The organism is Streptomyces sp. UW30 (assembly GCF_008042075.1).
In the GTDB taxonomy this organism is placed as follows: Bacteria; Actinomycetota; Actinomycetes; order Streptomycetales; family Streptomycetaceae; genus Streptomyces.
In genome coordinates this window covers 1,322,398-1,347,353 of sequence record NZ_RDBN01000005.1, presented here as the reverse complement: position 1 = coordinate 1,347,353, position 24,956 = coordinate 1,322,398, and the positions used below count along the sequence as shown (strand labels likewise).

Annotated in this window: 19 protein-coding genes, 1 pseudogene and 1 riboswitch; of the genes and pseudogenes, 9 read left to right on the top strand and 11 right to left on the bottom strand. The window is 71.5% G+C overall.

Annotated features, from left to right (window positions below; genetic code table 11):
- Nucleotides 1-32: 32 nt before the first annotated feature.
- From EAO75_RS07795 to sepH, 3 genes are all read left to right on the top strand, one after another.
- Nucleotides 33-1,280 carry an MFS transporter gene (locus tag EAO75_RS07795; protein WP_147994206.1) on the top strand — a complete coding sequence of 416 codons (1,248 nt, stop codon included), beginning with the start codon at nt 33-35 and terminating at the stop codon, nt 1,278-1,280.
- Nucleotides 1,240-2,559, top strand: coding sequence for a D-arabinono-1,4-lactone oxidase (locus EAO75_RS07790; RefSeq protein WP_147994205.1), 1,320 nt, complete (start codon nt 1,240-1,242; stop codon nt 2,557-2,559). Before EAO75_RS07795 ends, EAO75_RS07790 begins: the two co-directional genes overlap by 41 nt.
- A gap of 461 nt (nt 2,560-3,020) precedes the next feature.
- On the top strand, nt 3,021-4,055 hold the full coding sequence (sepH, locus tag EAO75_RS07785; protein ID WP_147994204.1) for a septation protein SepH: 1,035 nt from the start codon (nt 3,021-3,023) through the stop codon (nt 4,053-4,055).
- Nucleotides 4,056-4,840: 785 nt separating this feature from the next.
- Here sepH and EAO75_RS07780 read toward each other — a convergent pair.
- Nucleotides 4,841-5,692 carry a sulfurtransferase gene (locus EAO75_RS07780; protein ID WP_147994203.1) on the bottom strand — a complete coding sequence of 284 codons (852 nt, stop codon included), beginning with the start codon at nt 5,690-5,692 and terminating at the stop codon, nt 4,841-4,843.
- Between the two features lie 296 nt (nt 5,693-5,988).
- On the opposite strand from EAO75_RS07780, the gene EAO75_RS07775 reads away from it, so the two are divergent.
- Nucleotides 5,989-6,792, top strand: a complete 804-nt coding sequence (locus tag EAO75_RS07775) for a VOC family protein (RefSeq protein WP_147994202.1) — start codon at nt 5,989-5,991, stop codon at nt 6,790-6,792.
- A gap of 27 nt (nt 6,793-6,819) precedes the next feature.
- Here EAO75_RS07775 and EAO75_RS07770 read toward each other — a convergent pair whose 3' ends face one another.
- Genes EAO75_RS07770 through EAO75_RS07755 form a run of 4 tightly spaced genes read right to left on the bottom strand, consistent with a single transcriptional unit; the run spans nt 6,820 to nt 12,193 of the window.
- Entirely contained in the window at nt 6,820-7,467 is a 648-nt protein-coding gene (locus EAO75_RS07770) for a thymidine kinase (protein WP_147994201.1), read from the bottom strand.
- 46 nt (nt 7,468-7,513) lie between these two features.
- On the bottom strand, nt 7,514-8,707 hold the full coding sequence (locus EAO75_RS07765) for an alkaline phosphatase family protein (protein ID WP_147994200.1): 1,194 nt from the start codon (nt 8,705-8,707) through the stop codon (nt 7,514-7,516).
- Complete coding sequence (locus EAO75_RS07760; protein WP_147994199.1) at nt 8,707-9,303, bottom strand: DUF5998 family protein; 597 nt, start codon at nt 9,301-9,303, stop codon at nt 8,707-8,709. The genes EAO75_RS07765 and EAO75_RS07760 overlap by 1 nt, the downstream gene beginning before the upstream one ends.
- 43 nt (nt 9,304-9,346) lie before the next feature.
- A complete protein-coding gene (locus EAO75_RS07755) occupies nt 9,347-12,193 on the bottom strand; it encodes a bifunctional GNAT family N-acetyltransferase/acetate--CoA ligase family protein (RefSeq protein WP_147994198.1) in 2,847 nt (948 codons plus the stop codon).
- Nucleotides 12,194-12,383: 190 nt separating this feature from the next.
- Here EAO75_RS07755 and EAO75_RS07745 point away from each other — a divergent pair, with 190 nt between their 5' ends.
- A complete protein-coding gene (locus EAO75_RS07745) occupies nt 12,384-12,665 on the top strand; it encodes an HPr family phosphocarrier protein (protein ID WP_030957658.1) in 282 nt (93 codons plus the stop codon).
- A 158-nt stretch (nt 12,666-12,823) separates the two neighbouring features.
- Here the strand turns inward: EAO75_RS07745 and EAO75_RS07740 are convergent, their stop codons facing one another.
- The 4 genes from EAO75_RS07740 to EAO75_RS07725 form a co-directional block, all read right to left on the bottom strand.
- Nucleotides 12,824-13,519, bottom strand: a complete 696-nt coding sequence (locus EAO75_RS07740; protein ID WP_147994197.1) for a GntR family transcriptional regulator — start codon at nt 13,517-13,519, stop codon at nt 12,824-12,826.
- Nucleotides 13,520-13,706: 187 nt separating this feature from the next.
- On the bottom strand, nt 13,707-14,492 hold the full coding sequence (locus tag EAO75_RS07735) for a M23 family metallopeptidase (protein WP_147994196.1): 786 nt from the start codon (nt 14,490-14,492) through the stop codon (nt 13,707-13,709).
- A 12-nt stretch (nt 14,493-14,504) separates the two neighbouring features.
- Nucleotides 14,505-14,667: riboswitch (cyclic di-AMP (ydaO/yuaA leader) on the bottom strand.
- Between the two features lie 213 nt (nt 14,668-14,880).
- Entirely contained in the window at nt 14,881-16,269 is a 1,389-nt protein-coding gene (locus EAO75_RS07730) for a M16 family metallopeptidase (protein WP_147994195.1), read from the bottom strand.
- Complete coding sequence (locus EAO75_RS07725) at nt 16,266-17,612, bottom strand: M16 family metallopeptidase (protein WP_147994194.1); 1,347 nt, start codon at nt 17,610-17,612, stop codon at nt 16,266-16,268. The genes EAO75_RS07730 and EAO75_RS07725 overlap by 4 nt, the downstream gene beginning before the upstream one ends.
- 1,160 nt (nt 17,613-18,772) lie before the next feature.
- On the opposite strand from EAO75_RS07725, the gene EAO75_RS07720 reads away from it, so the two are divergent.
- Entirely contained in the window at nt 18,773-21,229 is a 2,457-nt protein-coding gene (locus EAO75_RS07720) for a DNA topoisomerase (ATP-hydrolyzing) subunit A (protein WP_147994193.1), read from the top strand.
- Here the strand turns inward: EAO75_RS07720 and EAO75_RS07715 are convergent.
- Nucleotides 21,226-22,308, bottom strand: a complete 1,083-nt coding sequence (locus EAO75_RS07715) for a CobW family GTP-binding protein (RefSeq protein WP_261989173.1) — start codon at nt 22,306-22,308, stop codon at nt 21,226-21,228. The two genes, EAO75_RS07720 and EAO75_RS07715, sit on opposite strands and share 4 nt — an antisense overlap.
- Before the next feature lie 323 nt (nt 22,309-22,631).
- On the opposite strand from EAO75_RS07715, the gene EAO75_RS07710 reads away from it, so the two are divergent.
- From EAO75_RS07710 to EAO75_RS07700, 3 genes are all read left to right on the top strand, one after another.
- Nucleotides 22,632-23,210 carry a DUF6082 family protein gene (locus EAO75_RS07710; RefSeq protein ID WP_147994191.1) on the top strand — a complete coding sequence of 193 codons (579 nt, stop codon included), beginning with the start codon at nt 22,632-22,634 and terminating at the stop codon, nt 23,208-23,210.
- A gap of 143 nt (nt 23,211-23,353) precedes the next feature.
- The gene (locus EAO75_RS07705) at nt 23,354-23,590 is read left to right on the top strand and encodes a hypothetical protein (RefSeq protein WP_030945081.1); all 237 of its coding nucleotides are present in this window, start codon (nt 23,354-23,356) and stop codon (nt 23,588-23,590) included.
- Nucleotides 23,591-23,835: 245 nt separating this feature from the next.
- Nucleotides 23,836-24,780 (top strand): sucrase ferredoxin, encoded by a 945-nt coding sequence (locus tag EAO75_RS07700; RefSeq protein WP_147994190.1) that lies wholly within the window; start codon nt 23,836-23,838, stop codon nt 24,778-24,780.
- On the opposite strand, the pseudogene EAO75_RS07695 reads toward EAO75_RS07700, so the two are convergent.
- Nucleotides 24,752-24,956 (bottom strand): annotated as a pseudogene (locus tag EAO75_RS07695) (hypothetical protein); the annotation flags it as partial. The gene EAO75_RS07700 and the pseudogene EAO75_RS07695 sit on opposite strands and share 29 nt — an antisense overlap.

Below are 24,956 nucleotides of genomic sequence, written 5' to 3'. Positions count from 1 at the left end.
TCCACGCCTCTTCCGCCTGACCGGAGACCCCCGTGCCCAGCCCCTACCGCGCCTTGTTCGCCGCCCCAGGCAGCAAGGCCTTCTCCGCCGCGGGCTTCCTCGGCCGCATGCCGCTGTCGATGATGGGCATCGGCGTGGTCACCATGGTGTCGCAGCTGACCGGGCGGTACGGCCTGGCCGGCGCCCTGTCCGCCACCATCGCGCTGGCCGCGGCCGTGGCGGGGCCTCAGGTCTCGCGCCTGGTCGACCGGCACGGGCAGCGGCGGGTGCTGCGCCCGGCGACGCTGATCTCGCTCGTGGCGGGGGCCCTGCTGCTGTTCGCGGCGCACTACGGCTGGCCGGACTGGGTGCTGTTCGTGGCCTGCGTCGGCATCGGGTGCGTGCCCAGCGTCGGGGCGATGATCCGCGCCCGCTGGGCCGCGCTGTACCGGGGGACGCCCCAGCTGCACACCGCGTACTCCTTCGAGTCCGTGATCGACGAGATGTGCTTCATCTTCGGGCCGATCATCTCGATCGGTCTGTCCACGGCGTGGTTCCCGGAGGCGGGGCCGCTGCTCGCCGGGTGCTTCCTGGCGGTCGGTGTCTTCTGGCTGACCGCACAGCGCTCCACCGAGCCCGCGCCGCATCCGCGCGAGAAGCACGAGAAGCAAGGGGGCGACTCGGCCCTGCGCACCCCCGGACTCCAGGTCCTGGTGGCCACGTTCGTGGCGACCGGAGCGATCTTCGGCGCCGTGGACGTGGTCACCGTGGCCTTCGCGGACGAGCAGGGTCACAAGGCCGCCGCGAGCGTGGTCCTCGCGCTGTACGCGGCGGGTTCCTGCGCGGCGGGCCTCGTCTTCGGGCTGATGCGCTTCAAGGGGGCGCCGGAACGTCGTTGGCTGCTGGGCATATGCGCGATGGCCGTGAGTATGATCCCCCTCCTACTGGTCGGAAACTTGCCGTTTCTGGCCGTGGCGCTGTTCGTCTCGGGCATGGCCGTCGCTCCCACGATGATCACCACCATGTCCCTGATCGAAGAGCACGTACCACGCGCGCAACTGACCGAGGGCATGACCTGGGTGAGCACCGGGCTCGCGGTCGGGGTCGCGCTCGGCTCCTCCATGGCCGGCTGGGTGATCGACGCGGCCGGTGCGGATGCCGGGTACGGGGTTCCGGCGGTGTCCGGGGCCGTCGCGGTCGCGGTCGGTTTCCTGGGGTACCGCCGGCTCAGCAGGCCGGCTCCGCGTCGGGAGGGCACCGTTGAGCAGCACAGCGAGCGGGAAGAACGGCACGTGGCGTAACTGGGGCGGCAACGTCACCGCCCGTCCCGCGCGGGAGGTCACTCCGGCCTCCGTTCAGGAACTGGCCGCGGCGATACGCCGGGCCGCCGAGGACGGCCTGAAGGTGAAGGCGGCCGGCAGCGGACACTCCTTCACGTCCATAGCCGCCACCGACGGCGTGCTCGTCCGCCCTCAGCTGCTGACGGGCATCCGCCACATCGACCGCGAGGCCGGGACCGTCACGGTCGAGGCCGGCACCCCGCTGAAGCGGCTCAACATGGCCCTGGCCCGCGAGGGTCTGTCGCTCGCGAACATGGGCGACATCATGGAGCAGACGGTCTCCGGCGCCACCAGCACCGGCACGCACGGCACGGGCCGCGACTCGGCCTCGATCGCCGCCCAGATCAAGGCCCTGGAACTGGTCACCGCCGACGGCTCGGTGCTCACCTGCTCCGAGAAGGAGAACCCGGAGATCTTCGCCGCCGCCCGTATCGGCCTCGGCGCCCTGGGCATCGTCACCGCGATCACCTTCGCCGTGGAGCCGATCTTCCTGCTGGCCGCGCGCGAGGAGCCGATGCCGTTCACTCGGGTCCTGGCGGAGTTCGACGAACTGTGGACCGAGAACGAGCACTTCGAGTTCTACTGGTTCCCGCACACCGGCAGCACCAACACCAAGCGCAACAACCGCAGCGCGGGCCCGGAAAAGCCGGTGGGGCAGATCGCGGGCTGGATCGAGGACGAACTGCTCTCCAACGGCGTCTTCCAGGTGGCCCAGTGGGTGGGCCGCGCGGCGCCCGGCACGATCCCGACGATCGCCCGGATCTCCAGCAAGGCGCTGTCCGCGCGGACTTACACGGACATCCCCTACAAGGTCTTCACATCACCGCGCCGGGTGCGCTTCGTGGAGATGGAGTACGCCGTCCCGCGCGAGGCAGTGGTCGAGACCCTGCGCGAACTGGAGGCCATGATCGACCGGTCCGGCCTGCGGGTCAGCTTCCCGGTCGAGGTGCGCACGGCCCCGGCCGACGACATCACCCTGTCCACCGCCTCGGGGCGCGACAGCGCGTACATCGCCGTCCACATGGTCAAGGGCACCCCGTTCCAGCGGTACTTCACCGCGGCCGAGAGCATCTTCACGGCGCACGAGGGGCGCCCGCACTGGGGCAAGGTGCACACGCGCGACGCCGAGTACTTCGCCGGGGTCTACCCGCGCTTCGAGGAGTTCACCGCGCTGCGGGACCGGCTCGACCCCGACCGGCTGTTCCAGAACGACTACCTGCGGCGGGTGTTGGGGGCGTAGCGCCCGGTCCACGCATCCGCCCACTCGGCCAACTGTGCGACAGGGGCACGCACGGACGAAAGCATTAGTTCCGTTTCTGACATTTGCGTGAAGTACGCCACGTTCAAGGTCGAAAACTGCCCAACCCACGGCCGAGTCACGCTCATTGCCAGAAGTTGGGCGGCGTGCCAATCCACGCACGTGGCCCAAATGGAGTACTGTGGCGAGCCCTGGGTCCGGTCTCCCGCCTGGGCATCCGTGGCCTTCAAGGACCACCGGGAGGGGGATACTTGCACAGGGTGACGGAGTTGGTCACTTAGCGTTGCGGATAGGTAACCGTGCCATAACGGCGATCCAGGGCCCGTGCCCGACACGCCGGGCAACTCGGCAAGGTTGTGGCAGGCTGCACCCGGGCAGGCCACACTCGACTAGCGGAAGCAGCGACGCACGTGACGTCGGCAGGCACCACCCGGGAGGTCCCCATGCCCGAACTGCGTGTCGTGGCCGTCTCGAATGACGGCACACGGCTGGTGCTCAAGGCTGCCGACGCAACGGAGTACACCCTTCCCATCGACGAACGGCTGCGCGCAGCCGTGCGCGGCGACCGGCCCCGCCTCGGCCAGATCGAGATCGAGGTGGAGAGCCATCTCCGCCCCCGTGACATCCAGGCGCGTATACGTGCCGGTGCGAGCGCGGAAGAGGTCGCCCAGCTCGCGGGTATCCCCGTCGACCGTGTACGGCGCTTCGAGGGCCCCGTGCTCGCCGAGCGCGCCTTCATGGCCGAGCGGGCGCGGAAGACTCCCGTCCGCCGGCCCGGTGAGAACGCGGCGGGTCCTCAGCTCGGCGAGGCCGTCACGGAGCGGCTGCTGCTGCGCGGTGCCGAGAAGGACACGGCGCAGTGGGACTCGTGGCGTCGTGACGACGGCACGTGGGAGGTGCTGCTGGTCTACCGGGTGGCGGGCGAACCGCACTCGGCGAGCTGGACGTACGACCCGCCCCGGCGGCTCGTCCAGGCCGTCGACGAGGAGGCGCGCTCGCTGATCGGCGAGTCCGAGGACCTTGCCGCACCCGAGCCCAGCTTCCCGTTCGTGCCGCGCATCGCACGGCTGCCGCGCGACCGCCCGCTGGACCGCGCCCTCGACCGGCCGAGCCTGCCCGCGCAGGCCTCCGAGCCGGCCGAGGAGGTCACGGAGGAGCGGGACTCGCTGACCAGTCTGCTGGAGGCGGTGCCGAGCTTCCGCGGTGACATGGTGGTCCCGGAGCGCCCGCCCGCGGAGCCGGAAGTGGAGGAGCCTCCCGCCGAACCGGCCGCGGAGGAGCCGCCCGCTCCCGCCGCCTCGGCCGGCTCCGCCTACGCGGACGTCCTCATGCCCCGCTCCGTCGGCAGCCACCGCGACCGCCTGATCGGCGCCACCGACCGCCAGGCCGAGGCGGACGGCGTCCGCCCGGGCCGCCGGGCCGCCGTCCCGAGCTGGGACGAGATCGTGTTCGGCACGCGCAGGAAGAAGCAGGAGTAGCCGTTCGTACGACCGCCCGTGCGGCCGTACGAAGATGAGGGCCGCGTTGGTCGCAACGCGGCCCTCGGGCTGTGCGGGCACGGGTGCCGGGACGTTCCGCTGGGCGTACTGGTGCGCACTGTCTCCCTTGGACGGCCGAGCACCGGAGTCGGGCCTTGGGGCTGCGGGCACCCATGCGTCGCCCACCAGCCGTCGTGCCGCAAGGCATCCGACCCGACCTGCATCAGGCCCGAGTTACAACCAACACAGCCTCGGGCTGCGCACGGCTCGGGCGCAGCGACGTCAACATTCCGCCAAGCGCACTGATGCGCGCCCTCTCCCATGGACGGCCGAGCACCGGAGTCAGGCCGGAGGCTGCGGGCACCCATGCGTCGCCCACCAGCCGTCGTGCCGCAGGACATCCGACCCGACCTGAATCAGGCCCGAGTCGCAACCAACACAGCCTCGGGCTGTGCAGGGCTCGGGCGCAGCGACGTCAGCATTCCGCCAGGCGCACTGATGCGCGCCCTCTCCCCTGGACGGCCGAGCGCCGGGGGCTGCGGGCGCCCATGCGTCGCCCACCAGCCGTCGTGCCGTAAGGCATCCGACCCGACCTGGATGAGGGCCGCGTTGCGGCGAACGCGGCCCTCGGGCGCAGGTACGTGGACATCCAGCCGTGCAATGTGCGCGCCCTCGCACTCGGATGGCCGAGCGCCCTGGCGCCAGGGGGTGGCATCCGCTCCGACCTGGGGAGCGCCCGCCGGGGTCGGCGAGCGTCCCCACCTCTAGGGCCGAAGGCACTCCCCTTACTGCGGATCCGGCCCCACGGCCACCGGCCGGGACGGGTCCGACGACCACTGCGACCATGAGCCGACGTACAGGTCCGCCGGAATGCCCGCGACCGCCAGGGCCAGGGCCTCGTGGGCGGCGGAGACGCCCGAGCCGCAGTACACGCCGACTCGGGTGTCCTCGGACGCGCCCAGGGACTTGAAGCGGGCGGCGAGTTCCTCGGCGGGGAGGAAGCGGCCTTCCGGGGTGACGTTCTCGTTGGTGGGGGCGGAGACGGCGCCGGGGATGTGGCCGCCGACGGGGTCGATCGGCTCGACCTCGCCGCGGTAGCGCTCCCCCGCTCGTGCGTCCAGCAGTACCCCCGACCGGGCGAGTGCCGCCGCGCCGTCGGCGTCGAGGAGCCCGGCCGCTCCCGGCACCGGCTCGAAGTCGCCCTCCGCCGGCGTCGGCACCGACGTCTCCAGCGGACCCTGCCAGGCCGGCAACCCGCCGTCGAGGACCCGTACGTCGGGGTGACCCGTCCAGCGCAGCAGCCACCAGGCGCGGGCCGCCGCCCAACCCTGTCCGCCGTCGTACACGACCACCGGCGTCCCGGAGGACACCCCCGCCCGCCGCATCGCCGTACCGAATTCGGCCAAGTCGGGCAGCGGATGACGGCCGCGCGAACCGGGCGCGGAGGCCAGTTCCCGGTCCAGATCGATGTAGACCGCGCCGGGGACGTGGCCGGACCCGTACTCCTTCCGGCCGTCGAACGGCGGCTCGCCGGGGGTCTTGGCCAGGCTCAACTGCCAGCGGACGTCGAGCAGCACGGGCGGGTTCTGCCCCGTCAGCGCGCTCGCGAGTTCGGATGCGGAGATGATGGCGTTCATGGCCACCATCCTTGCGCACGGGGTGGCCGCATCGCCCGGCTCCGGATACTCTGCCCGCCGGACAGGCCCGATCACGAGGCGTACGGGATCAGGCACATGCTGTGCAGCCGATCGACATCCGTCGGCAATCGCACGGAAACGGGCGGTACATCGCACACCGGGCATCCTCCGGTCGCCGGCCGTCGTGCGGCGGCGCGCCCGGAGCGCGCGTGACCACGGGTGGTGCGAGCATCGGCACGGGGGCCGGGACAGCGGATGAGACGCGGCCACCGCGAGGGGCCGAGGAGAGAGTGACGATGACCGAGGCACGGGGGTCGGCCGGCCCGAACGGCGCGACGCACGCTCGGCACGCGCCCGGCACGCCCTGCTGGGTGAGCCTGATGGTGCACGGGATGGCCGCGACCCAGGAGTTCTACGGAGCGCTGTTCGGCTGGGAGTTCCGCCCCGGCCCCCAGCAGCTCGGCCCCTATGTGCGGGCCCTGCTCGACGGCCGTGAGGTGGCCGGCATCGGCCAGCTGCCGCCCGACCGTCACCTCCCCATCGCCTGGACGCCCTACCTCGCCTCGAACGACGTGGACCTGACCGCCGACACGGTACGGCTGTGCGGCGGCACCGTCGGCGTGGGACCGCTGGACGCCGCCGAGGCCGGCCGGATGGCGATCTGCTCGGACCCCTCCGGCGCCGTCTTCGGCATCTGGCAGACGGCGGCCCACCTCGGCACGGGCATCACGGGCGTGCCCGGCACCCCGGCCTGGAACGAGCTGGTGACCTTCGAGTCCGTGAACGTCGCCAAGTTCTACGAGACGGTGTTCGCCTACGAGGAGGAGCCGGTGGTCTCCGCCGACTTCGACTACGTCACCCTGCACATCGACGGCCGCCCGGTCGCCGGCATCCACGGCGTCGGCAACGCCCTGCCCCGCGACCGGGGCCCGCACTGGATGACGTACTTCGAAGTCGCCGACACGGACGAGGCGCTGGAGCGGGTCGTCGGTCTCGGCGGTCATGTCCTGCGGCCGGCCCACGACAGCGACCATGGCCGCGTGGCGACGGTGGCGGACCCCGAGGGCGCCCGGTTCTCCGTCATCCAGAACCCGAGCTGATGGCCGCTCCGAGGGCCGAGCCGCGGCTCAGGCCTGGTGTACCGGCAGCACGTCCGGGGACAGCGCCGCCGCCCGCGCACTGGCCGCCGTCATCCGGCGGCGGTGGTGGCGGCGGCACAGCACCTCGTAGCCGACGGCGTCCGCCTGGTTGACGTCGCCGACGACCACCTGGGCGCCCTCGACGACCATCTCACCGCCTATCGTGCGGGCGTTGTGCGTGGCGCGGGCACCGCACCAGCACAGGGCCTCGACCTGGAGCACCTCGACCCGGTCGGCCAGTTCCACCAGGCGCTGCGAGCCGGGGAACAGCTTGCTGCGGAAATCGGTCGTGATGCCGAAGGCGTAGACGTCGAGCCCCAGGTCGTCGACCACGCGCGCGAGTTGGTCGATCTGGACCGGAGCGAGGAACTGGGCCTCGTCGGCGATGACGTAGTCCGCGCGGCCGCCCCGGGAGAGGTGGTCGACGATGTAGCCGTAGAGGTCCATGCCGTCCTCGACCTCCACCGCGTCGGTGACCAGGCCGAGCCGCGAGGAGAGCTTGCCCTCACCCTCGCGGTCGTCGCGCGTGAAGATCATGCCCGCCAGGCCACGCGCCGAACGGTTGTGCTCGATCTGGAGAGCCAGTGTCGACTTCCCGCAGTCCATCGTTCCGGAGAAGAACACCAGCTCGGACATGTGGAGTTGAGCACCTTTCGGCAACGCAGCGGTCTGGGAGGGGGTTTCAGGAGCGTACTTCGAGCAGGGGGACCAGCTGCTCGGCGGGGGTCATCGAACCGTGGTTGCCGACCATCGCCGACTCCTTCGGCTCCCGCTCGGAGGCGATGATCAGGACGTCGTCCCGCGCGGCCGCGATCACGTCACCGATGCGGTCGTGGACGCGCTCGTCGATCTGCGGCCCGAACCAGCCCGCCTCGATCGCCTCGTCCCGCGAGGCCACCCAGAACTGCTCGCCGAGCACCTCGCGCCAGCAGGTCAGGACGTCGTTCGCGGCGCCCGGCACCGCGTACACGTGCCGCGCCCGGCCTTCGCCGCCGAGCAGGGCGACGCCGGCGCGCAGCTCCCAGTCCTCGTCGAAGTCGATGCGGTGTTCCTCGTCGAAAGGCACGTCGATCATGCCGTGGTCGGCGGTGACGTAGAGCGCGGTGCGCGGCGGGAGCTGTTCGGCGAGGCGCTGGACGAGCCGGTCGACGTACATGAGCTGGCCGCGCCAGGTGTCGGAGTCGACGCCGTAGCGGTGGCCGGCGCCGTCGAGTTCGGCGTAGTACGTGTAGACCAGGGAGCGGTCGCCCTTGGCCAGTTGCTCGGCCGCGAGGTCCATGCGCTCCTCGCCGGTCAGGCGCCCGAGGAACGTTCCGCCACTGAGCGCGACCTTGGTCAGCGGGGTGTTCTGGAAGGTGGGTGACGACACCTGGGCCGCGTGCACACCCGCGTCGTGGGCGAGCTGGAAGACCGTCGGGTACGGCTGCCAGGCGCGCGGCGGCGACCACGGCTGCCAGCGCAGCTGGTTCATCAGCTCGCCGGTCTCGGGGTTGCGCACGGTGTAGCCGGGCAGGCCGTGCGCGCCCGGCGGCAGGCCGGTGCCGACGGAGGCGAGGGAGGTCGCGGTGGTCGCCGGGTAGCCGGTGGTGATCGGGCGTCCTGTGCCGCCGCGGGAGCTGCCGAGCAGCGCGCTCATGAAGGGGGCGTGCTCGGGGTGCGCCTTGAGCTGCTCCCAGCCGAGGCCGTCGATCAGGAACACGCAGTTGCGGTCGGCGGGGGTCAGCTCGCCGATCGTGGCGGTCATGCCCGGTACGGCCATGCCGGCGGCCAGGGTGGGCAGCAGGTCGGCGAGCGAGCCGCTGCCGTACTCGGGGGCCGGCGCGGAGGTGACGGCGAGGGGTTCCGGATGGGGATCCCAGGCGGTGGACTGTGCCATCAGTGCGTGAGGTCCGCGGTCGCCTCGGAGAGCGACTGCGCGAAGGCGAGCGCCTGGCGCACCGTCTCCGGGCCGTCACCGGCCTCGCTGACGCGCAGGCTGAGGTCGTCCGCCGTCGAGTTGCCCGTGTAGCCGTGGTCCGCCTCGCAGTTGGGGTCGCCGCAGGCTGCGGGCTCCAGGTCGATGCGGGCGACGGCGCCCCAGCCGATGGTGAGGACCACCTCGCGGGGCAGTGTGCCCACCGTGTACTGCTCCGGGTTGGCGACGACGCGGCTGACCACGACCGACGAGATCCGGCCGAGCTTGACCGACTCCGTCGAGGTCGTGGCGTACGGCGTCGGGGAGGTGGTGTCCGCGGCCTGCTCGTCGGTGTGGCTGACGATGAAACGGGTGCCGGTGAGGACGAGGACGGTCACATGCCGCCGCACCTCGTTCTGGTCGAACGTCGTCTCCTGATGGACCAGGTACGACCGGATGGGCTCGCCGCCCACGGCGGCCTCCACCGCCTCGGCCACGAGGGCCGGGTAGTAGCCGCTGCGCTCGATCGCCGCTCGCAGCCCCTGGGTCGTCGTACTGGTCTTGGCCATGACGCCCATCCTACGGGGGTGCACTGACTGCGAGGCACCGCTCGCGGGGGTCTCAGTACGTCGGCAGGGTCCTCGGTCCGAGGTCGTCGCGGGCGGGCGGCAGCGCCAGGCGCACGGAGGCGCCGAGGACGCTCAGGCCGTGTGTGGCGACGACGACCGGCTCCAGGGTGACCGCCACGACCTCCGGGTGGTCGTCGACCAGCCTCGACACCCGCAGCAGAAGCTCCTCCAGGGCAGGTGTGTCGACGGGTTCGGAGCCGCGCCAACCGAACAGCAACGGGGCCGTCCGGATCGAGCGGACGATCGAGGTCGCCTCGCGGTCGGTGACCGGGATCAGCCGGTGCGCCATGTCGCCGAGCAGCTGTGAGGCGGCTCCGGCGAGCCCGAAGGACAGCACGGCTCCGGCCGCCGGGTCGATCACGGCCCGTACGACGGTGTCGACGCCGCGCGGTGCCATGCTCTGTACGACCGGGCGCAGCTCCTCCGGTCTGCCGAACAGCTCGGTCAACTCGGTGTAGGCCCGCCGCAGTTGCTCCTCGTCCGCGAGGTCCAGCCGGACGCCGCCGAGGTCGGCGCGGTGCCGCAGGTGCGGGGCGGTGGCCTTGAGCGCGACGGGGTAGCCGAGGGTGCGGGCGGCCTCGGCGGCCGCGTCGGGGGTGGGGGCGTGCAGGGCGCGGTGCACCTGGATGCCGTATTTGCCGAGCAGGTCGCAGGTCTCGTCCGTGCCGAGCGTGAGCCCCTGCCCGCGCGCGAGCAGACCGTCGATCAGCTGGGCGGCGCCCCTCTCATCGATGTCCTCGTACTCGGGCACCTTGCCGGGCTCGGCCGCCTCGCGGCGCCACTGGGAGTACTTGACGGCTTCGCCGAGGGCACGGGTCGCTCGCTCGGCCGCCGGGTAGGCGGGGATGAGGCGGGGCGTGCCCTCTGCGGTGTCCGACGGTTCGGGCAGCGGGTCGGCCGGGAAGTCCAGCGGGCGGAAGGGGTGGGCGCGGCCCGCGGTGCGGGGCGCCGCCCTGTCCGCCTGTGGCGCGGTGCTCGCGGCTGCAGACAGGGCCTCCGCGAGACCGCCGAGCTCCACGTGCACCACCAGCACCGGCTTCCCCGGCACCCGCTCGGCCGCCGAGCTCAGGGCCTGCGCAAGCTCGGCGTCCCCGGTCGTCGCGTCCCCGATCGCCGGTATCGCGGTGACGACGACCGCGTCGCACGTCTCGTCGGCGAGCGCGCGCGCCAGCGCCTCGTGGAAGTCGGCCGCCGACGCCGCGGTCGTCAGGTCCAGCGGCGGCAAGGGCCGCAGGCCCTCGGACAGGCAGGCGTCGTAGGTCAGCAGTCCCAGCGACTCGGAGTTCCCCACGATCGCCACCCGCGGCCCGGCCGGCAGGGGCTGGCGCGCGAGCAGCAGCCCCGCGTCCACCAGCTCGGTGATGGTGTCGACGCGGATCACCCCCGCCTGCCGCAGCAGCGCGGACACGGTGGTGTGCGGCAACCGCGTGACCCGTACGGTGTGGCCCTGCGGCGCCGCTCCCCCGTGCCGCGCGCCCTGCACGACGACCAGCGGCTTCGCGGCCGCCGTACGCCGGGCGAGGCGGGTGAACTTGCGCGGGTTGCCGATGGACTCCAGGTACATCAGGACGACGTCGGTGTCCGGGTCGTCGTACCAGTACTGCAGGACGTCGTTGCCGGAGACGTCGGCCCGGTTGCCGGACGACACGAAGGTCGAGACGCCGGTGTCGCCGGTGACCCCGCCGCCGCGCCGGTGCAGCCGGGACAGCAGGGCGATGCCGATGGCGCCGGACTGTGCGAAGAGCCCGATCCTGCCCGGCCTGGGCATCTCGGGGGCCAGTGAGGCGTTCAGCCGGACGTCGGCGGCGGTGTTGATGATCCCGAAGGCGTTCGGGCCGATGATGCGCATGCCGTACGTGCGCGCGCGGCGGACGAGTTCGCGCTGGCGCTCGCGCCCGTCGGGGCCGCTCTCGGCGTACCCGGCGGAGAGCACGACCAGTCCCTGCACGCCGTGCTCGCCGCACTCGGTGACGACGTCGAGGACGTGCTCGGCCGGTACGGCGACCACCGCGAGGTCGACGTGCTCCCCGATGTCCCGTACCGAGCGGTGCGCGAGAACCCCGTCGAGCTCCTTGAGGTCCTGCGGGAACGCCCTGTTCACGGCGTACAGCCGGCCTGTGAACCCGGCGTCCCTGATGTTGCCGAGGACGCTGCGGCCGACCCCGCCGGGGGTGCGGCCCGCGCCGATGACGGCGACGGAGCCGGGCACCAGCAGCCGCCGTACGGAATGGGCCTCGGCGCGCTGCTCGCGCGCGTACTGCACGGCGAGCGAGCGGTCGGTCGGCTCCAGGTCGAACTCCAGGCGGACGACGCCGTCCTCGAAGCTGCGCTTCTGGGTGTATCCGGCGTCCGTGAACACCTTGATCATCTTGGTGTTGGCGGGCAGCACCTCGGCGGCGAACCGGCGGATGTCGCGCTCGCGTGCGACCGCGCCGATGTGTTCGAGGAGGGCAGAGGCGACGCCGCGCCCCTGATGGGCGTCCTGGACGAGGAAGGCGACCTCGGCCTCGTCGGCAGGGGCCGACGCGGGCATTCCGTCGGCGCCGATCCGGTCGTAGCGTACGGTGGCGATGAACTCGCCGCCCACCGTGGCCGCGAGTCCCACCCGGTCCACAAAGTCGTGGTGCGTGAAGCGGTGGACGTCCTTTGCGGACAGTCGCGGGTAGGGCGCGAAGAAGCGGTAGTACTTCGACTCGTCCGACACCTGCTCGTAGAAGCTGACCAGGCGCTCGGCGTCATCAACGGTGATGGGGCGGATGCGCGCGGTGCCGCCGTCGCGCAGCACCACGTCGGCTTCCCAGTGGGCGGGGTACTCGTGCCTGTCCGAGGCGCTCTGCATGGGGCCCAGATTACGGCTCGCGTACGACAACGGCGCGAGGCAGTCTGTGGAGGACGTCACGTGGGGTCGAGGCCGCGACCCGACGGTCACCGAGGAAGGGACGTGCGTCATACGTTCGTCCAGTTCCGGCATGCTTCACGGGTGTGGGAAACTGGTCTAGACAACCCTGAACACCGAAGGGCAGCATCACATGGCTGAGCGCCGCGTCAACGTCGGCTGGGCCGAGGGCCTCCACGCCCGCCCCGCCTCCATCTTCGTCCGAGCCGCCACGGCCGCAGGCGTCCCGATGACGATCGCCAAGGCTGACGGCAACCCCGTCAACGCGGCCTCCATGCTGGCCGTCCTGGGCCTGGGCGCCCAGGGCGGCGAGGAGATCGTCCTCGCCTCCGACGCCGAGGGTGCGGACGCCGCCCTCGACCGGCTGGCGAAGCTGGTCTCCGAGGGCCTCGAGGAGCTGCCCGAGACGGTCTGAGACTGTCCGAGGGCATCTGAGGGCGTCTGAGAAAAAACGCCACCAGGGCATCATGAAGGGCTCGCTCGAATTACCGGGCGAGCCCTTCGCATTTCCCGCTCACGGGCAGCAAAAATAATCCCCCTCGAATTACCTCTCCTTTGTATACGGCGCCTGTGTTAATGCCGCAGGCTCGGCATGTTTACGGGATGTTGCGAATTCCTCACACGCTCCGTGCGCTCGCCGCCGGAGCCGAACCGAAGGCGGTGCGCGGAGAGCGAGCGCTCGGTGTGCAGGGCCGTGATCGCGCGGGCGCGTTCACTGTCACCGCGCGCCACCGCGTCCACGATCGCGCCGTGCTCGGTCCAGTACTCCACCGGTTCGGCCGGTGCCTCCACGGCGTACATCCAGGCGATCTTGTGGCGCAGCTGGGTCAGCATCGAGGTCAGGGCGGGGCTGCCGCATGCCTGGGCCAGCGTCTCGTGGAACCAGGCGCCCAGGGAGCGCAGGTCCTCGCTGTTTCCCCGCCGGGCCCGCTCCTGCCCCAGCCTCACCAGGCCGCGCAGCACCTTCAGATGGGCCTCGGTGCGCCGCTGGGCGGCCCGGGAGGCGCCCAGGGGTTCCAGGAGGCCGCGCATCTCCAGCAGGTCGGCGGCCTCCTGCTCGGTCGGTTCGGCGACGCACGCGCCCGCGTGCCGCCGGGTCACGACGAAGCCCTCCGCCTCCAGGGTGCGCAGGGCCTCCCGCACGGGGACGCGGGAGACGCCGTAGCGGCGTGCGAGCAGTTCCTCGGTGAGCCGGCTGCCACGCTCGTAGACACCGGCGACGATGTCGTCCCGGATCGCCGTGCATACCGAATGCGCCGGAATACGCATGACCGACCTCCGCTTTAATCCCCGTGAAACGTCGAGAATGACGTGTTCGCAGTGACTCTATTGCAACCGGCCGGAATTTCCGACAGGGGGCCGGAATCCATGGATATTTTTTGGACAGGCAACCGGCCGGGAAACATCGAAAGCCCCGGCTCGGGGAGCCGGGGCTTCGGTGGGCGCGGTGGTGGCGTCAGATGTTCACGCCGTGCGAGCGCAGGTAGGCGACGGGGTCGATGTCCGAGCCGTACTCCGGCGTCGTGCGGGCCTCGAAGTGCAGGTGCGGCCCGGTGACGTTGCCGGTGGCGCCGGACAGGCCTATCTGCTGGCCGGGGGTGACGGTCTGGCCCACCGAGACGCCGATGGACGACAGGTGGCCGTACTGGGTGTACGTGCCGTCGTTCATCTTGATCACGATGTTGTTGCCGTACGCCCCGCCCCAGCCGGCCTCGACGACGGTGCCGGAGGCGACCGCGTGGACGGAGGTGCCGCTGGAGGCGTGGAAGTCGATGCCGGTGTGGCTGCCGGAGGACCAGACGGCGCCGCCGGCCTTGTAGCCCGTGGAGACGTACGAGCCGGCGATCGGGGCGACGTAGGACAGCAGGCGCTTGCGCTCGGCCTCGCGGGCGGCGCGCTCCTTGGCCTCGCGCTCCGCCTTCGCCTTCGCGGCCGCCTTCTCGCGGGCGGCCTCCTGGGCGGCCTTCTTCGCGGCGGCGGCCTCCGCGGCGGCCCGCTCCTGGGCGATGGCCTGGGCGTCGATCTGGTCCGCGATGGAGTTCTCGACGGAGATGACGGGGATGAGGCCGCTCTGCTCCGCGGCGGGCTCGGCGGCGAGCGCCGGGGCGGCCAGGGTGCCGACGACTCCGGTGGCGGTGAGCGCGGCGACTCCGGCCGCGCGGGCGGTGGTGCGCTCGAACCGGCCGGGCTTACGGTGCTTCCCGGTGGGGCGGTTCTTCCCCGTGGCGCAGTTGAACGCCATGAAGTGGCTGGTCCTTTCCTTCCCTCTCGCCTACCGGGTTAGCTGACGGGTTCGGAGCAGGAAGGTCTCCTACGGGCCCCCTCGCGTGCGCGCGGGCGTCCGATTCACCCCAGGGACTTCGTGGGTCCCCGGCTCCCCTGGCTCGCGCCGTACGGGGACTCGGCGATGGCTGTCCGGTGCCGCGGGCGCGGCGCAGTGCCTGACGGACAGCCCGGAAGACGCTAAACGGGACATCTTTCAATCCCCAAACGGATCCCGGCTTTTGTAGTGCATCCCACAGGTCAGACAGGCAACCTCTCCCTCAATTCGGGCATAAGGGAGCCCTGGTGACTCTTACGTCACCAGGGCCCCTACGCGCGCGTGGCGCCTCCCGGCGCCGGTGCGTCCTCTACTCGGCCGCGACGACGGTGACTTCGCCGATGCCGAGGGCCTCGACGGGCTCCCGGATCTCGGCCGCGTCGCCGACCAGGATCGTCACCAGACGGTCCACCGGGAAGGCGCTGACGGCCGCCGCGGTGGCCTCGACCGTGCCGGTCGCGGCCAGCTGCTGGTACAGCGTCGCCTGGTAGTCGTCGGGCAGGTGCTGCTCGACCTGGTCGGCCAGCGTGTTCGCCACGGACGCCGCCGTCTCGTACTTCAGCGGCGCCACCCCGACGAGGTTCTGCACGGCGAAGTCCCGCTCGGCGTCGGTGAGACCCCCGGCGGCCACGCCGCGCAGCACCGTCCACAGGTCCTCGAGCGCCGGGCCGGTGTTCGGAGTGTCGACGGAGCCGCTGATGGCGAGCATCGCCGCGCCTGTGCCGTCCGGGGCGGAGCGCAGGACCTGGCCGAAGGCCCGCACACCGTAGGTGTAGCCCTTCTCCTCGCGCAGGACCTTGTCCAGCCGGGAGGTGAGGGTGCCGCCGAGGCAGTAGGTGCCGAGCACCTGCGCGGGCCACACGCGGTCGTGCCGGTCGGGGCCGACCCGGCCGATCAGCAGCTGCGTCTGGACCGCGCCGGGGCGGTCGACGATGACGACGCGCCCGGTGTCGTTCGCGGTCACCGGCGGGACGGGCCGCGGCTCGGCCGGAGAGCCGGTCCAGGCGCCCAGGGTGTCGCCGAGCAGGGCGTCGAGCTCGACGCCGGTGAGGTCGCCGACGACCACGACGGTGGAGGTCACGGGGCGTACGTGCCGCTCGTAGAAGGCGCGTACGGACGCCGAGTCGATGCCGGCGACGGTGTCCTCGGTGCCCTGGCGCGGGCGGGACATGCGCGAGGTCGCCGGGAACAGCTCCTTGGAGAGCTCCTTGGCGGCGCGACGCGAGGGGTTGGCCAGCTCGTGCGGGATCTCGTCGAGCCGGTTGCGCACCAGGCGCTCCACCTCGGCGTCGTCGAACGCGGGCGCCCTGAGGGCGTCGGCGAGCAGGCCGAGCGCCTTCGGCAGGCGGGAGACAGGCACTTCCAGGCTGACGCGGACGCCGGGGTGGTCGGCGTAGGCGTCGAGCGTGGCACCGCAGCGCTCCAGCTCGGCGGCGAACTCCTCGGCGGTGTGCTTGTCGGTGCCCTCGGACAGGGCGCGCGCCATGATCGTGGCGATGCCGTCCAGGCCCTTCGGCTCGGCGTCCAGGGGCGACTCCAGGAGCACCTCGACGGCGACGACCTGCTGGCCGGGGCGGTGGCAGCGCAGGACGGTGAGGCCGTTGTCCAGCTTGCCGCGCTCGGGCGCCGGGAACGCCCAGGGCCTGGCCGGGCCGGCCTGGGGCTGCGGGTGGAACTCCATGCTGGCGAGCTCGGTCACTGCGCCGACTCCTCGTTCTCGTCGGTGGTCTCGTCGGTCGCGGCGGCGTCGGTCGGCTCGTACACGAGCACCGCACGGTTGTCGGGACGCAGCCGGGCCTGGGCCACCGCCTGGACCTCCTCGGCGGTGACGTCGAGGACGCGCTGTACGGCGGTGAACGCCAGCTGCGGGTCGCCGAACAGCACGGCGTACCGGCACAGTTCGTCGGCGCGGCCCGCGACGGTGCCGAGCCGGTCCAGCCACTCGCGCTCCAGCTGGGCCTGCGCGCGCTCCATCTCCTCGGCGGTGGGACCCTCCTGCGCGAAGCGGGCGAGCTCCTCGTCGACGGCCGACTCGATGACGGGCACCTCGACGTCGCCGGAGGTCTTCACGTCCAGCCAGCCCAGGGAGGGCGCACCGGCCAGACGCAGCAGGCCGAAGCCGGCCGCCACGGCCGTACGGTCGTGCCGCACGAGCCGGTTGAAGAGGCGGGAGGACTCGCCGCCGCCGAGGACGGTCAGCGCCAGGTCGGCCGCGTCGCACTCGCGCGTGCCGTCCGCCGGGAGGCGGTAGGCGGCCATCATCGCGCGCGCGGGGACGTGCTCCTCGACGACCTCGCGCAGCTGCTCGCCGATGACGTCGGGCAGCGAGCCGTCGCGCGGCGCGGGCTTGCCGTCATGGGCCGGGATGGTGCCGAAGTACTTCTCCACCCAGGCGAGCGTCTGCTCCGGGTCGATGTCGCCGACGACCGACAGCACGGCGTTGTTCGGCGCGTAGTACGTGCGGAAGAACGCGCGGGCGTCCTCCAGGCTGGCCGCGTCCAGGTCGGCCATCGAGCCGATCGGCGTGTGGTGGTACGGGTGTCCGTCGGGGTACGACAGCGCGGTCAGCTTCTCGAAGGCCGTGCCGTAGGGGACGTTGTCGTAGCGCTGGCGGCGCTCGTTCTTGACGACGTCCCGCTGGTTCTCCAGGCCCTCATCGTCGAGCGCCACCAGGAGGCTGCCCATGCGGTCGGCCTCCAGCCACAGCGCGAGCTCCAGCTGGTGGGCGGGCATGGTCTCGAAGTAGTTGGTGCGCTCGAAGCTGGTGGTGCCGTTCGGCGAGCCGCCCGCGCCCTGGACGAGCTCGAAGTGCCCCGTGCCCTTGACGCTTCCCGAGCCCTGGAACATCAGGTGCTCGAAGAGGTGGGCGAGTCCGGTACGGCCCTTGACCTCGTGGCGGGAGCCGACGTCGTACCAGAGGCAGACGGCGGCGACCGGCGTGAGGTGGTCCTCGGAGAGCACCACACGCAGGCCATTGGCCAGGCGGTGCTCCGTCGCGGTGAGGCCGCCGGATTGTGCCTCCGGTGTGGCCGTGTGACCCATGGGCAAGGTGTCCTTCCGGTCGCGTGCACTGCGTTGTGCCGAGCAGTTCGGCTTCAGTTCCTGCCACTGTATGCAGCGTCCGAGAGGTCGGCGAAGTTCCCGGTCAGAACGGTTCGTGTGGAGCGGGCGGGACGGGAGTCGGGACAGCTCGTCAGTGTGGGCCTCGGCATACGGATCGGGGTGGTCGTGTGCGGGGGCTTGCGGGCGGCGGCGCGACGTGTCGGCGGTGGGGTAGGTGGGGTAGGGGACCAGCCCACACAGCCGCGCCCACAGCCGCGCCCACCACGGCGGCAAGCGCACGCTGCCAGGCCTGCGGTATCGGGGACGGGGCGCGATGGAGCCCCTGCCACGCGCGCGTGCCGGGCGCCAGACGGCGGCCGTCGGTCATGGGCCGCGGCACGGACGACACCGCGTTCCGCTCCACGCGCTCGCTCGCAGGACTCGCACCGCCGGCCGTCGATCACTCCGGCGAGTGAACGGTCTCGCGGCGTGCGCTTGCCGCCGTGGTGGGCGCGGCTGTGGGCGCGGCTGTGTGGGCTGGTCCGGGCGGTCGCGGCTGGGGTTCGAGGGCCAGAGTTCGAAGGCCGGGGCCCAAAGGCCGGGGCCCAAAGGCCGGGGCCCAAAGGCCGGGGCCCGAAGGCCGGGGCCCGAAGGCCGGGACTCGAAGGCCGGGACTCGAAGGCTGGAGCGCCGGGCATGGGGCTCGCCGGTTGCGTGTCGGCCGGTGCTTGGTCTGGGAGGGACGGCGCTCGGTCCGGGGGACGGTGTTCGGTCCGGGGGGTGGGCATCGGAAGTCGGCGAGGCTCGGCTCGGCCGGCGCAATGCCCCAAGGCCGCCACATTGGCTTACGGCTGGCACATTGGCCTACAGCTGGCACATTGGCCTACGGCCGGCACATTGGCTTACGGCCGGCACATTGGCCTACGGTCGGCCCTCCTACCCCACCGCCGACACGTCGCGCCGCCGCCCGCAAGCCCCCGATCCTCCAGTGCCGTTGGTGCCTTGTCGCCCCGTCGGTCGCAGGTGGGGCCCGGCGTCGGCGACACTTCTCACGCGCCGGGCTGGAGCCCAACATCGGGTCCTGGTCGGTGGTTGTCAGTGCCGCGGTCCACAATGGTCCGCGTCAGATCCGTCCACGCCTCAGCAAGGAGCCGGCAGCGATGGCCCGCCGCAGCACGAAGACCCCGCCGCCCGACGACTCGTACGAGGAGAGGATCCTCGACATCGACGTCGTCGACGAGATGCAGGGCTCCTTCCTCGAGTACGCGTACTCGGTCATCTACTCCCGAGCCCTGCCGGACGCCCGCGACGGCCTCAAGCCGGTGCATCGCCGCATCGTGTACCAGATGAACGAGATGGGCCTGCGCCCCGACCGCGGCTATGTGAAGTGCGCCCGCGTCATCGGCGAGGTCATGGGTAAGTTGCACCCGCACGGCGACGCGTCGATCTACGACGCCCTGGTGCGCATGGCCCAGCCCTTCTCGATGCGCGTCCCGCTGGTCGACGGCCACGGCAACTTCGGCTCGCTGGGCAACGACGACCCGCCGGCCGCCATGCGGTACACCGAGTGCCGGCAGGCCCAGGCGACGAGTCTGATGACCGAGTCGATCGACGAGGACACGGTCGACTTCACCCCCAACTACGACGGCCAGGAGCAGGAGCCGGTGGCGCTGCCCGCCGCCTTCCCGAACCTCCTGGTCAACGGCGCGTCCGGCATCGCCGTCGGTATGGCCACGAACATGCCGCCGCACAACCTCGGCGAGGTCGTCGCGGCCGCCCGCCACCTGATCCGCCACCCGAACGCGGATCTGGAAACCCTGATGAAGTACGTCCCGGGCCCCGACCTGCCCACCGGCGGCCGGATCGTCGGCCTGGCCGGCATCCGGGACGCCTACGAGACGGGCCGCGGCACCTTCAAGATCCGCGCCACGGTCGAGGTCGAAACCGTGACCGCCCGCCGCAAGGGCCTGGTCGTCACCGAGCTGCCCTTCACGGTCGGCCCGGAGAAGGTCATCGCCAAGATCAAGGACCTGGTCGGCTCCAAGAAGATCCAGGGCATCGCCGACGTCAAGGACCTCACCGACCGCGAGCACGGCCTGCGCCTGGTCATCGAGATCAAGAACGGCTTCGTGCCGGAGGCGGTCCTGGAGCAGCTGTACAAGCTGACGCCGATGGAGGAGTCCTTCGGCATCAACAACGTCGCACTGGTCGACGGCCAGCCCCTCACCCTGGGCCTCAAGGAGCTCCTGGAGGTCTACCTCGACCACCGCTTCGAGGTCGTCCGGCGCCGCAGCGAGTTCCGCCGCGGCAAGCGCCGCGACCGCCTGCACCTGGTCGAGGGCCTGCTCACCGCGCTCGTCGACATCGACGAGGTCATCCGGCTGATCCGCTCCAGCGACAACAGCGCACAGGCGAAGGAACGCCTGATGGAGCGCTTCTCGCTGTCCGAGATCCAGACCCAGTACATCCTCGACACGCCGCTGCGCCGCCTCACCAAGTACGACCGCATCGAGCTGGAGGCGGAGAAGGAGCGGCTGGGCGCGGAGATCGCCGAGCTGACCCGGATCCTCGACTCGGACGCCGAGCTGCGCAAGCTGGTCTCCGCCGAACTGGCCGCGGTGGTCAAGAAGTTCGGCACCGAGCGGCGTACGGTCCTGCTGGAGTCGGCGGGCACCCAGGTCTCCGCCGTGCCGCTCCAGGTGGCCGACGACCCGTGCCGGGTGCTGCTGTCCTCGACGGCGCTGCTGGCCCGTACGGCGAACGGCGACCCGTTCGCGGAGGACGGCGACGCGAGGCGCTCCAAGCACGACGTGATCGTCTCGGCGGTGCCGGCCACGGCGCGCGGCGAGGTGGGCGCGGTGACGTCCACGGGCCGGCTGCTGCGGATCAACGTCATCGATCTGCCGCAGCTGCCGGAGACGGCGTCGAGACCGAACCTCGCGGGCGGCGCGCCGCTGTCGGAGTTCGTCTCCCTGGAGGACGGCGAGACGGTGGTCTGCCTGACGACCCTCGACGAGTCCTCTCCGGGCCTCGCGCTCGGCACGGAACAGGGCGTCGTGAAGCGCGTGGTGCCCGACTACCCGTCCAACAAGGACGAGTTGGAGGTCATCACGCTGAAGGACGGCGACCGGATCGTCGGCGCGATCGAGCTGCGCACCGGTGAGGAGGACCTGGTCTTCATCACGGACGACGCCCAGCTGCTGCGCTACCAGGCCGCGCAGGTCCGCCCGCAGGGCCGCGCCGCCGGCGGCATGGCGGGCATCAAGCTCACCGAGGGCGCGAAGGTCATCTCCTTCACGGCGGTGGATCCGGCGGCCGACGCGGTGGTGTTCACGGTCGCGGGCTCGCGCGGCACCCTGGACGACTCGGTCCAGACGACGGCCAAGCTGACCCCGTTCGACCAGTACCCCCGCAAGGGCCGCGCCACGGGCGGCGTGCGCTGCCAGCGGTTCCTGAAGGGCGAGGACTGCCTGTCCCTGGGCTGGGCGGGCGCCGTCSCGGCGCGGGCCGCGCAGAAGAACGGCACACCGGTCGAGCTCCCGGAGATGGACCCGCGCCGCGACGGCTCGGGTGTGTCGCTTCCGAAGACGGTGTCGGTGGTGGCGGGCCCGGTCTAAGCCTCCTCGAAGGCCGCTTCCTCCGCTTCCTCGGCTCCCTCCGGGTCCTGTACGTAGCGCAGAACGCCCCACATGCCATGCTCGTCGGCGTGTGGGGCGTCGCTCTTGCACGCCTCGAGTTCCTTGGTCAGGGTGGCGGTGTCGATGCCGGAGCCGATGAGGACGAGCTGGGTGAGGCGTGTCTCGGCGTCGGGCCAGGGTTCCGGGTAGAAGCGCAGGAACCGCCCGACGGCGTGCACGGCGTAGCGGTTCGCGGCGTCGTACGGCCCGAAGTCGACGTACCCCTTGATCCGGTACAACCCCTCCGACCTGCCGTCCAGGAACCCCATCAACCGCCGTGGATCGACAGGGATGTCGGACACGAAGGACAGGCTGTCGTAGGCGCTGTGCAGATGACCGGTGTGGTCGGTGTGGTGCCCGCCGTGCTGGTGGAGGTCGTCGAAGGACAGCTGCCCGATGCGCTCCTCGCTGGGCCGGCAGTCGAAGAGGAACGCGGGGTCGATACGCCCGTAGGTGGCAGGGACGACAGCGGCGCGGTCGGCGAGCTGACGGATGATCCCGAGGACGCGTTCCCCGTCGGTGGCCCGGTCGAGCTTGTTGACGACGGCCAGGTCGGCGAGGGCGAGGTGCCGGTCGATCTCGGGGTGCTTCGCGCGGGTGTCGTCGAACTCGGCGGCGTCGACGACCTCGACGAGCCCGCCGTACACGATGCCCGGATGCTCGCTGGCGAGCAGCATGCGCACGAGTTCCTGGGGCTCGGCGAGGCCGCTGGCCTCGATGACGATGACGTCGATGCCGGTGGACGGCCTTGCGAGGCGCTCCAGATAGACATCCAGCTCACTGGCGTCGACCGCGCAGCACAGACAGCCGTTGCCGAGGGAGACCGTCGAGTCGCCGAGCGCGCCGGCGACGGCCATGGCGTCGATCTCGATGGACCCGAAGTCGTTGACGATGGCCCCGATGCGGGTGCCTCCGCTGCGGTGGAGGAGGTGATTGAGCAGAGTCGTCTTGCCGGAACCGAGGAATCCGGCGAGAACGACGACCGGAATCTGCTGCGGGCCGGGGGTCGGCTTGCTCAACGTGCGACCTTTCTCACGCCGACGGGTGCACCGGCTCGCGGCTCGGCGCGCATACGAGGTTTTGAATGCCGACCCAGGATACGAGCCGGAAGAATCCCCGCGAAGTGAACGATTGTTAGCAGCACTTGCCGGGCAGACGTTGGGCATGGCACCGGAGTGTGCGACCCTCGCTTCCCTCTGTGCGCCTCCTCTCCGCCTCCCCGCCGATCAGAGCCGCTCGGCACTCTGGGAGACGGCAAGCGCCGCCCACCGCTCGCCGGTCCCCACCAGTCGACCCGCACCCCGACGACCGGCGGACGGCCGCCTGATCGGGGGTAGTTGACATGACCACACGGAAACACCTCGCGGGGAGGCTTCGCTCCGCCGCGCTCGCCCTCCTGGTCGCCACCGCGACCGCGACGGCGGCCGCGCATCTACGACGGACCGAGGAAACGCGTCTGCGTGAGAAGCAGGAGGAAACACGTCTGCGCGAGAAGCAGCTGGAACTGGAGGAGTTGGCGATCCACCGCAAGGCGGTGGCACACCAGCAGCGTATGCAGTGGGAGCTACTGGCCAGGGCGATCGACGATCCTTCGCTCGCCGCGGTGATCGACACCTACGACAAGACAATCCCGGTGGAGAGGCGCCGCCAGTTCTTCTACGCCAACGCATGGTACGTCCACCTGTTCCACCTCCACCGGGCGGGAACTCTCGACCGTGAGGAGCTGTACCGGCATCTGCGTGAGTTCTTCCAGAGCCCGGTCTTCCGCGAGTACTGGGAGGCGTCGCAGCACATGCGTGCCTCCCTGAACGAGGCGTCCGAGGAGGCACAACTGGGGCACATGGTCGACGGTCTCGTCAGAGACCTCGACGAAGCCGATACCGACGAATGGTGGGTTGTCGGCGATCCGCCGACCGACTGACCAGGCCCGGCGCGGGACACCGTGGTGGTCAACAGAGCAGCGACTTGAGCGCGACTGGGTGAGTTTTCGCGATCAAGACCTGGTAACTCGAGAAACATCGATACCCTGCTCGCCATCTGTATGCCCAGCCCTAAGGACCACTGTTGAAGATCGTGCGCCGCATCGGTGTGCCTCCAAGCGCCCGTGGCAGTAACTCAGGAGCCACCTGCCCGGATGTGTTCGAACTCAGCGACGGTAACTTCGCTGTCATCGGCACCGAGGCCACCGAGGCGCTTGAGTCGGAACTGCCCGCCGATGCCGCCCGCGCGGACTACGAGCGCATCGTCATTGTCAGCCGCGAGACCCTCATCCGCGCCAAGGCAGACATCCCCGACGCCTGAGACCACCGCACGAGCACGCGTCCACACCCCAGACCCGTACCGTCACACTCCCCGGCCGCGAGCAACCGCCCCGCGAACCGGGCCACTCGACCCCGCGAGCAGCCGGCACCCCGTCACTGCTCGATCCTCACCGATGAGGCCTGGCGCCAGAACGGCACCAGGCCACACGCGTTTCTCGGGCCGCGCGAGCCGCACTGCTCCCCTCAAGCAGTCACGTCGACTCAAGTCAGGTTAGGCTCACCTCTGTGAGTACGTGCTCAACCGTCTCGCAGGACCTCGACGAGCCCATCGCGGGGACCGCGGCGACCGCGACGACCTGGCTGCTGCTGGAGCAGCCCGGCCCGTGGGGTGCCATGGCGCTCACCCAGAGCCACCTGGATCCCGCGCTGGGCCGTGCCCTGGAGGCGGCCGCGCAGGGCACGGGCGTACGCATCGCGCTGATCCGCCGCCCGGGCCGGCACGCCGACTGCGGCGGGCCCTCCGAACGCCAGGTCTACGTGGCCCACACCGTGCCCGGAAACGTCTGGCTGCACACCGCCACGATCAGCGACCCCCAGCACCTGCTCGACCTGGACTTCGCCGCCCTCGGTAGGGGCGACCACCACACCTTCGACGAGGTTCTCCAAGGGCGGCCCCACACAGGCGGCCCCCTCGCGCTCGTCTGCACCAACGGCAAGCGGGACCGCTGCTGCGCACTCCTGGGCCGCCCGCTCGCGGCCGAGCTGGCGGCCTCCGGCGTGGACGGCGTCTGGGAGGTCACCCATCTGGGCGGGCATCGCTTCTCCCCGACACTGCTCGTGCTCCCGTACGGCTACGCGTACGGCAGGGCGCAGGCCCATGCCGTCAAGGACGTCCTGCACAGCGTCCAGGAGGGCCGGATCGTCGTCGACGGCTGCCGCGGGAACTCGGCCTGGGAGCGGCCGGGCCAGGCGGCGGAGCTGGCCGTGCGCCGGGCCACGGGCGAGGACGCGGCTCAGGCGCTGACGGTCGTACGGACGCACGGCACGGCCCCGAGGTGGGAGGTGACCGTCGCCCACGCGGACGGGCGCACGTGGCGGGTCAGCGTGGTCCAGGGCGCCTCCCTGCCGCCCCGTCCGGAGAGCTGCGGGGCGTCGGCGCTGGGCTCGCCCGCGCGGATGGACGTGGTGGCGGTACGCGAACTCAGGGTGACGACGACGCTCGCGAGCTGATCGGGGACGTGCCGTGCGTCCGTACGACCGTCAGCGCCTGAGCCGCGTCCTCGCCCGTGGCCCGGCGCACGGCCAGCTCCGCCGCCTGGCCCGGCCGCTCCCAGGCCGAGTTCCCGCGGCAGCCGTCGACGACGATCCGGCCCTCCTGGACGCTGTGCACTCCTGGACGCTGTGCA

Coding starts and splice junctions, on each gene's coding strand:
- sepH (WP_147994204.1), top strand. CDS start 3,021: ATGCCCGAACTGCGTGTCGTGGCCGTCTCGAATGACGGCACACGGCTG.
- EAO75_RS07780 (WP_147994203.1), bottom strand. CDS start 5,692: ATGAACGCCATCATCTCCGCATCCGAACTCGCGAGCGCGCTGACGGGG.
- EAO75_RS07775 (WP_147994202.1), top strand. CDS start 5,989: ATGACCGAGGCACGGGGGTCGGCCGGCCCGAACGGCGCGACGCACGCT.
- EAO75_RS07770 (WP_147994201.1), bottom strand. CDS start 7,467: ATGTCCGAGCTGGTGTTCTTCTCCGGAACGATGGACTGCGGGAAGTCG.
- EAO75_RS07765 (WP_147994200.1), bottom strand. CDS start 8,707: ATGGCACAGTCCACCGCCTGGGATCCCCATCCGGAACCCCTCGCCGTC.
- EAO75_RS07760 (WP_147994199.1), bottom strand. CDS start 9,303: ATGGGCGTCATGGCCAAGACCAGTACGACGACCCAGGGGCTGCGAGCG.
- EAO75_RS07755 (WP_147994198.1), bottom strand. CDS start 12,193: ATGCAGAGCGCCTCGGACAGGCACGAGTACCCCGCCCACTGGGAAGCC.
- EAO75_RS07745 (WP_030957658.1), top strand. CDS start 12,384: ATGGCTGAGCGCCGCGTCAACGTCGGCTGGGCCGAGGGCCTCCACGCC.
- EAO75_RS07740 (WP_147994197.1), bottom strand. CDS start 13,519: ATGCGTATTCCGGCGCATTCGGTATGCACGGCGATCCGGGACGACATC.
- EAO75_RS07735 (WP_147994196.1), bottom strand. CDS start 14,492: ATGGCGTTCAACTGCGCCACGGGGAAGAACCGCCCCACCGGGAAGCAC.
- EAO75_RS07725 (WP_147994194.1), bottom strand. CDS start 17,612: ATGGGTCACACGGCCACACCGGAGGCACAATCCGGCGGCCTCACCGCG.
- EAO75_RS07710 (WP_147994191.1), top strand. CDS start 22,632: ATGACCACACGGAAACACCTCGCGGGGAGGCTTCGCTCCGCCGCGCTC.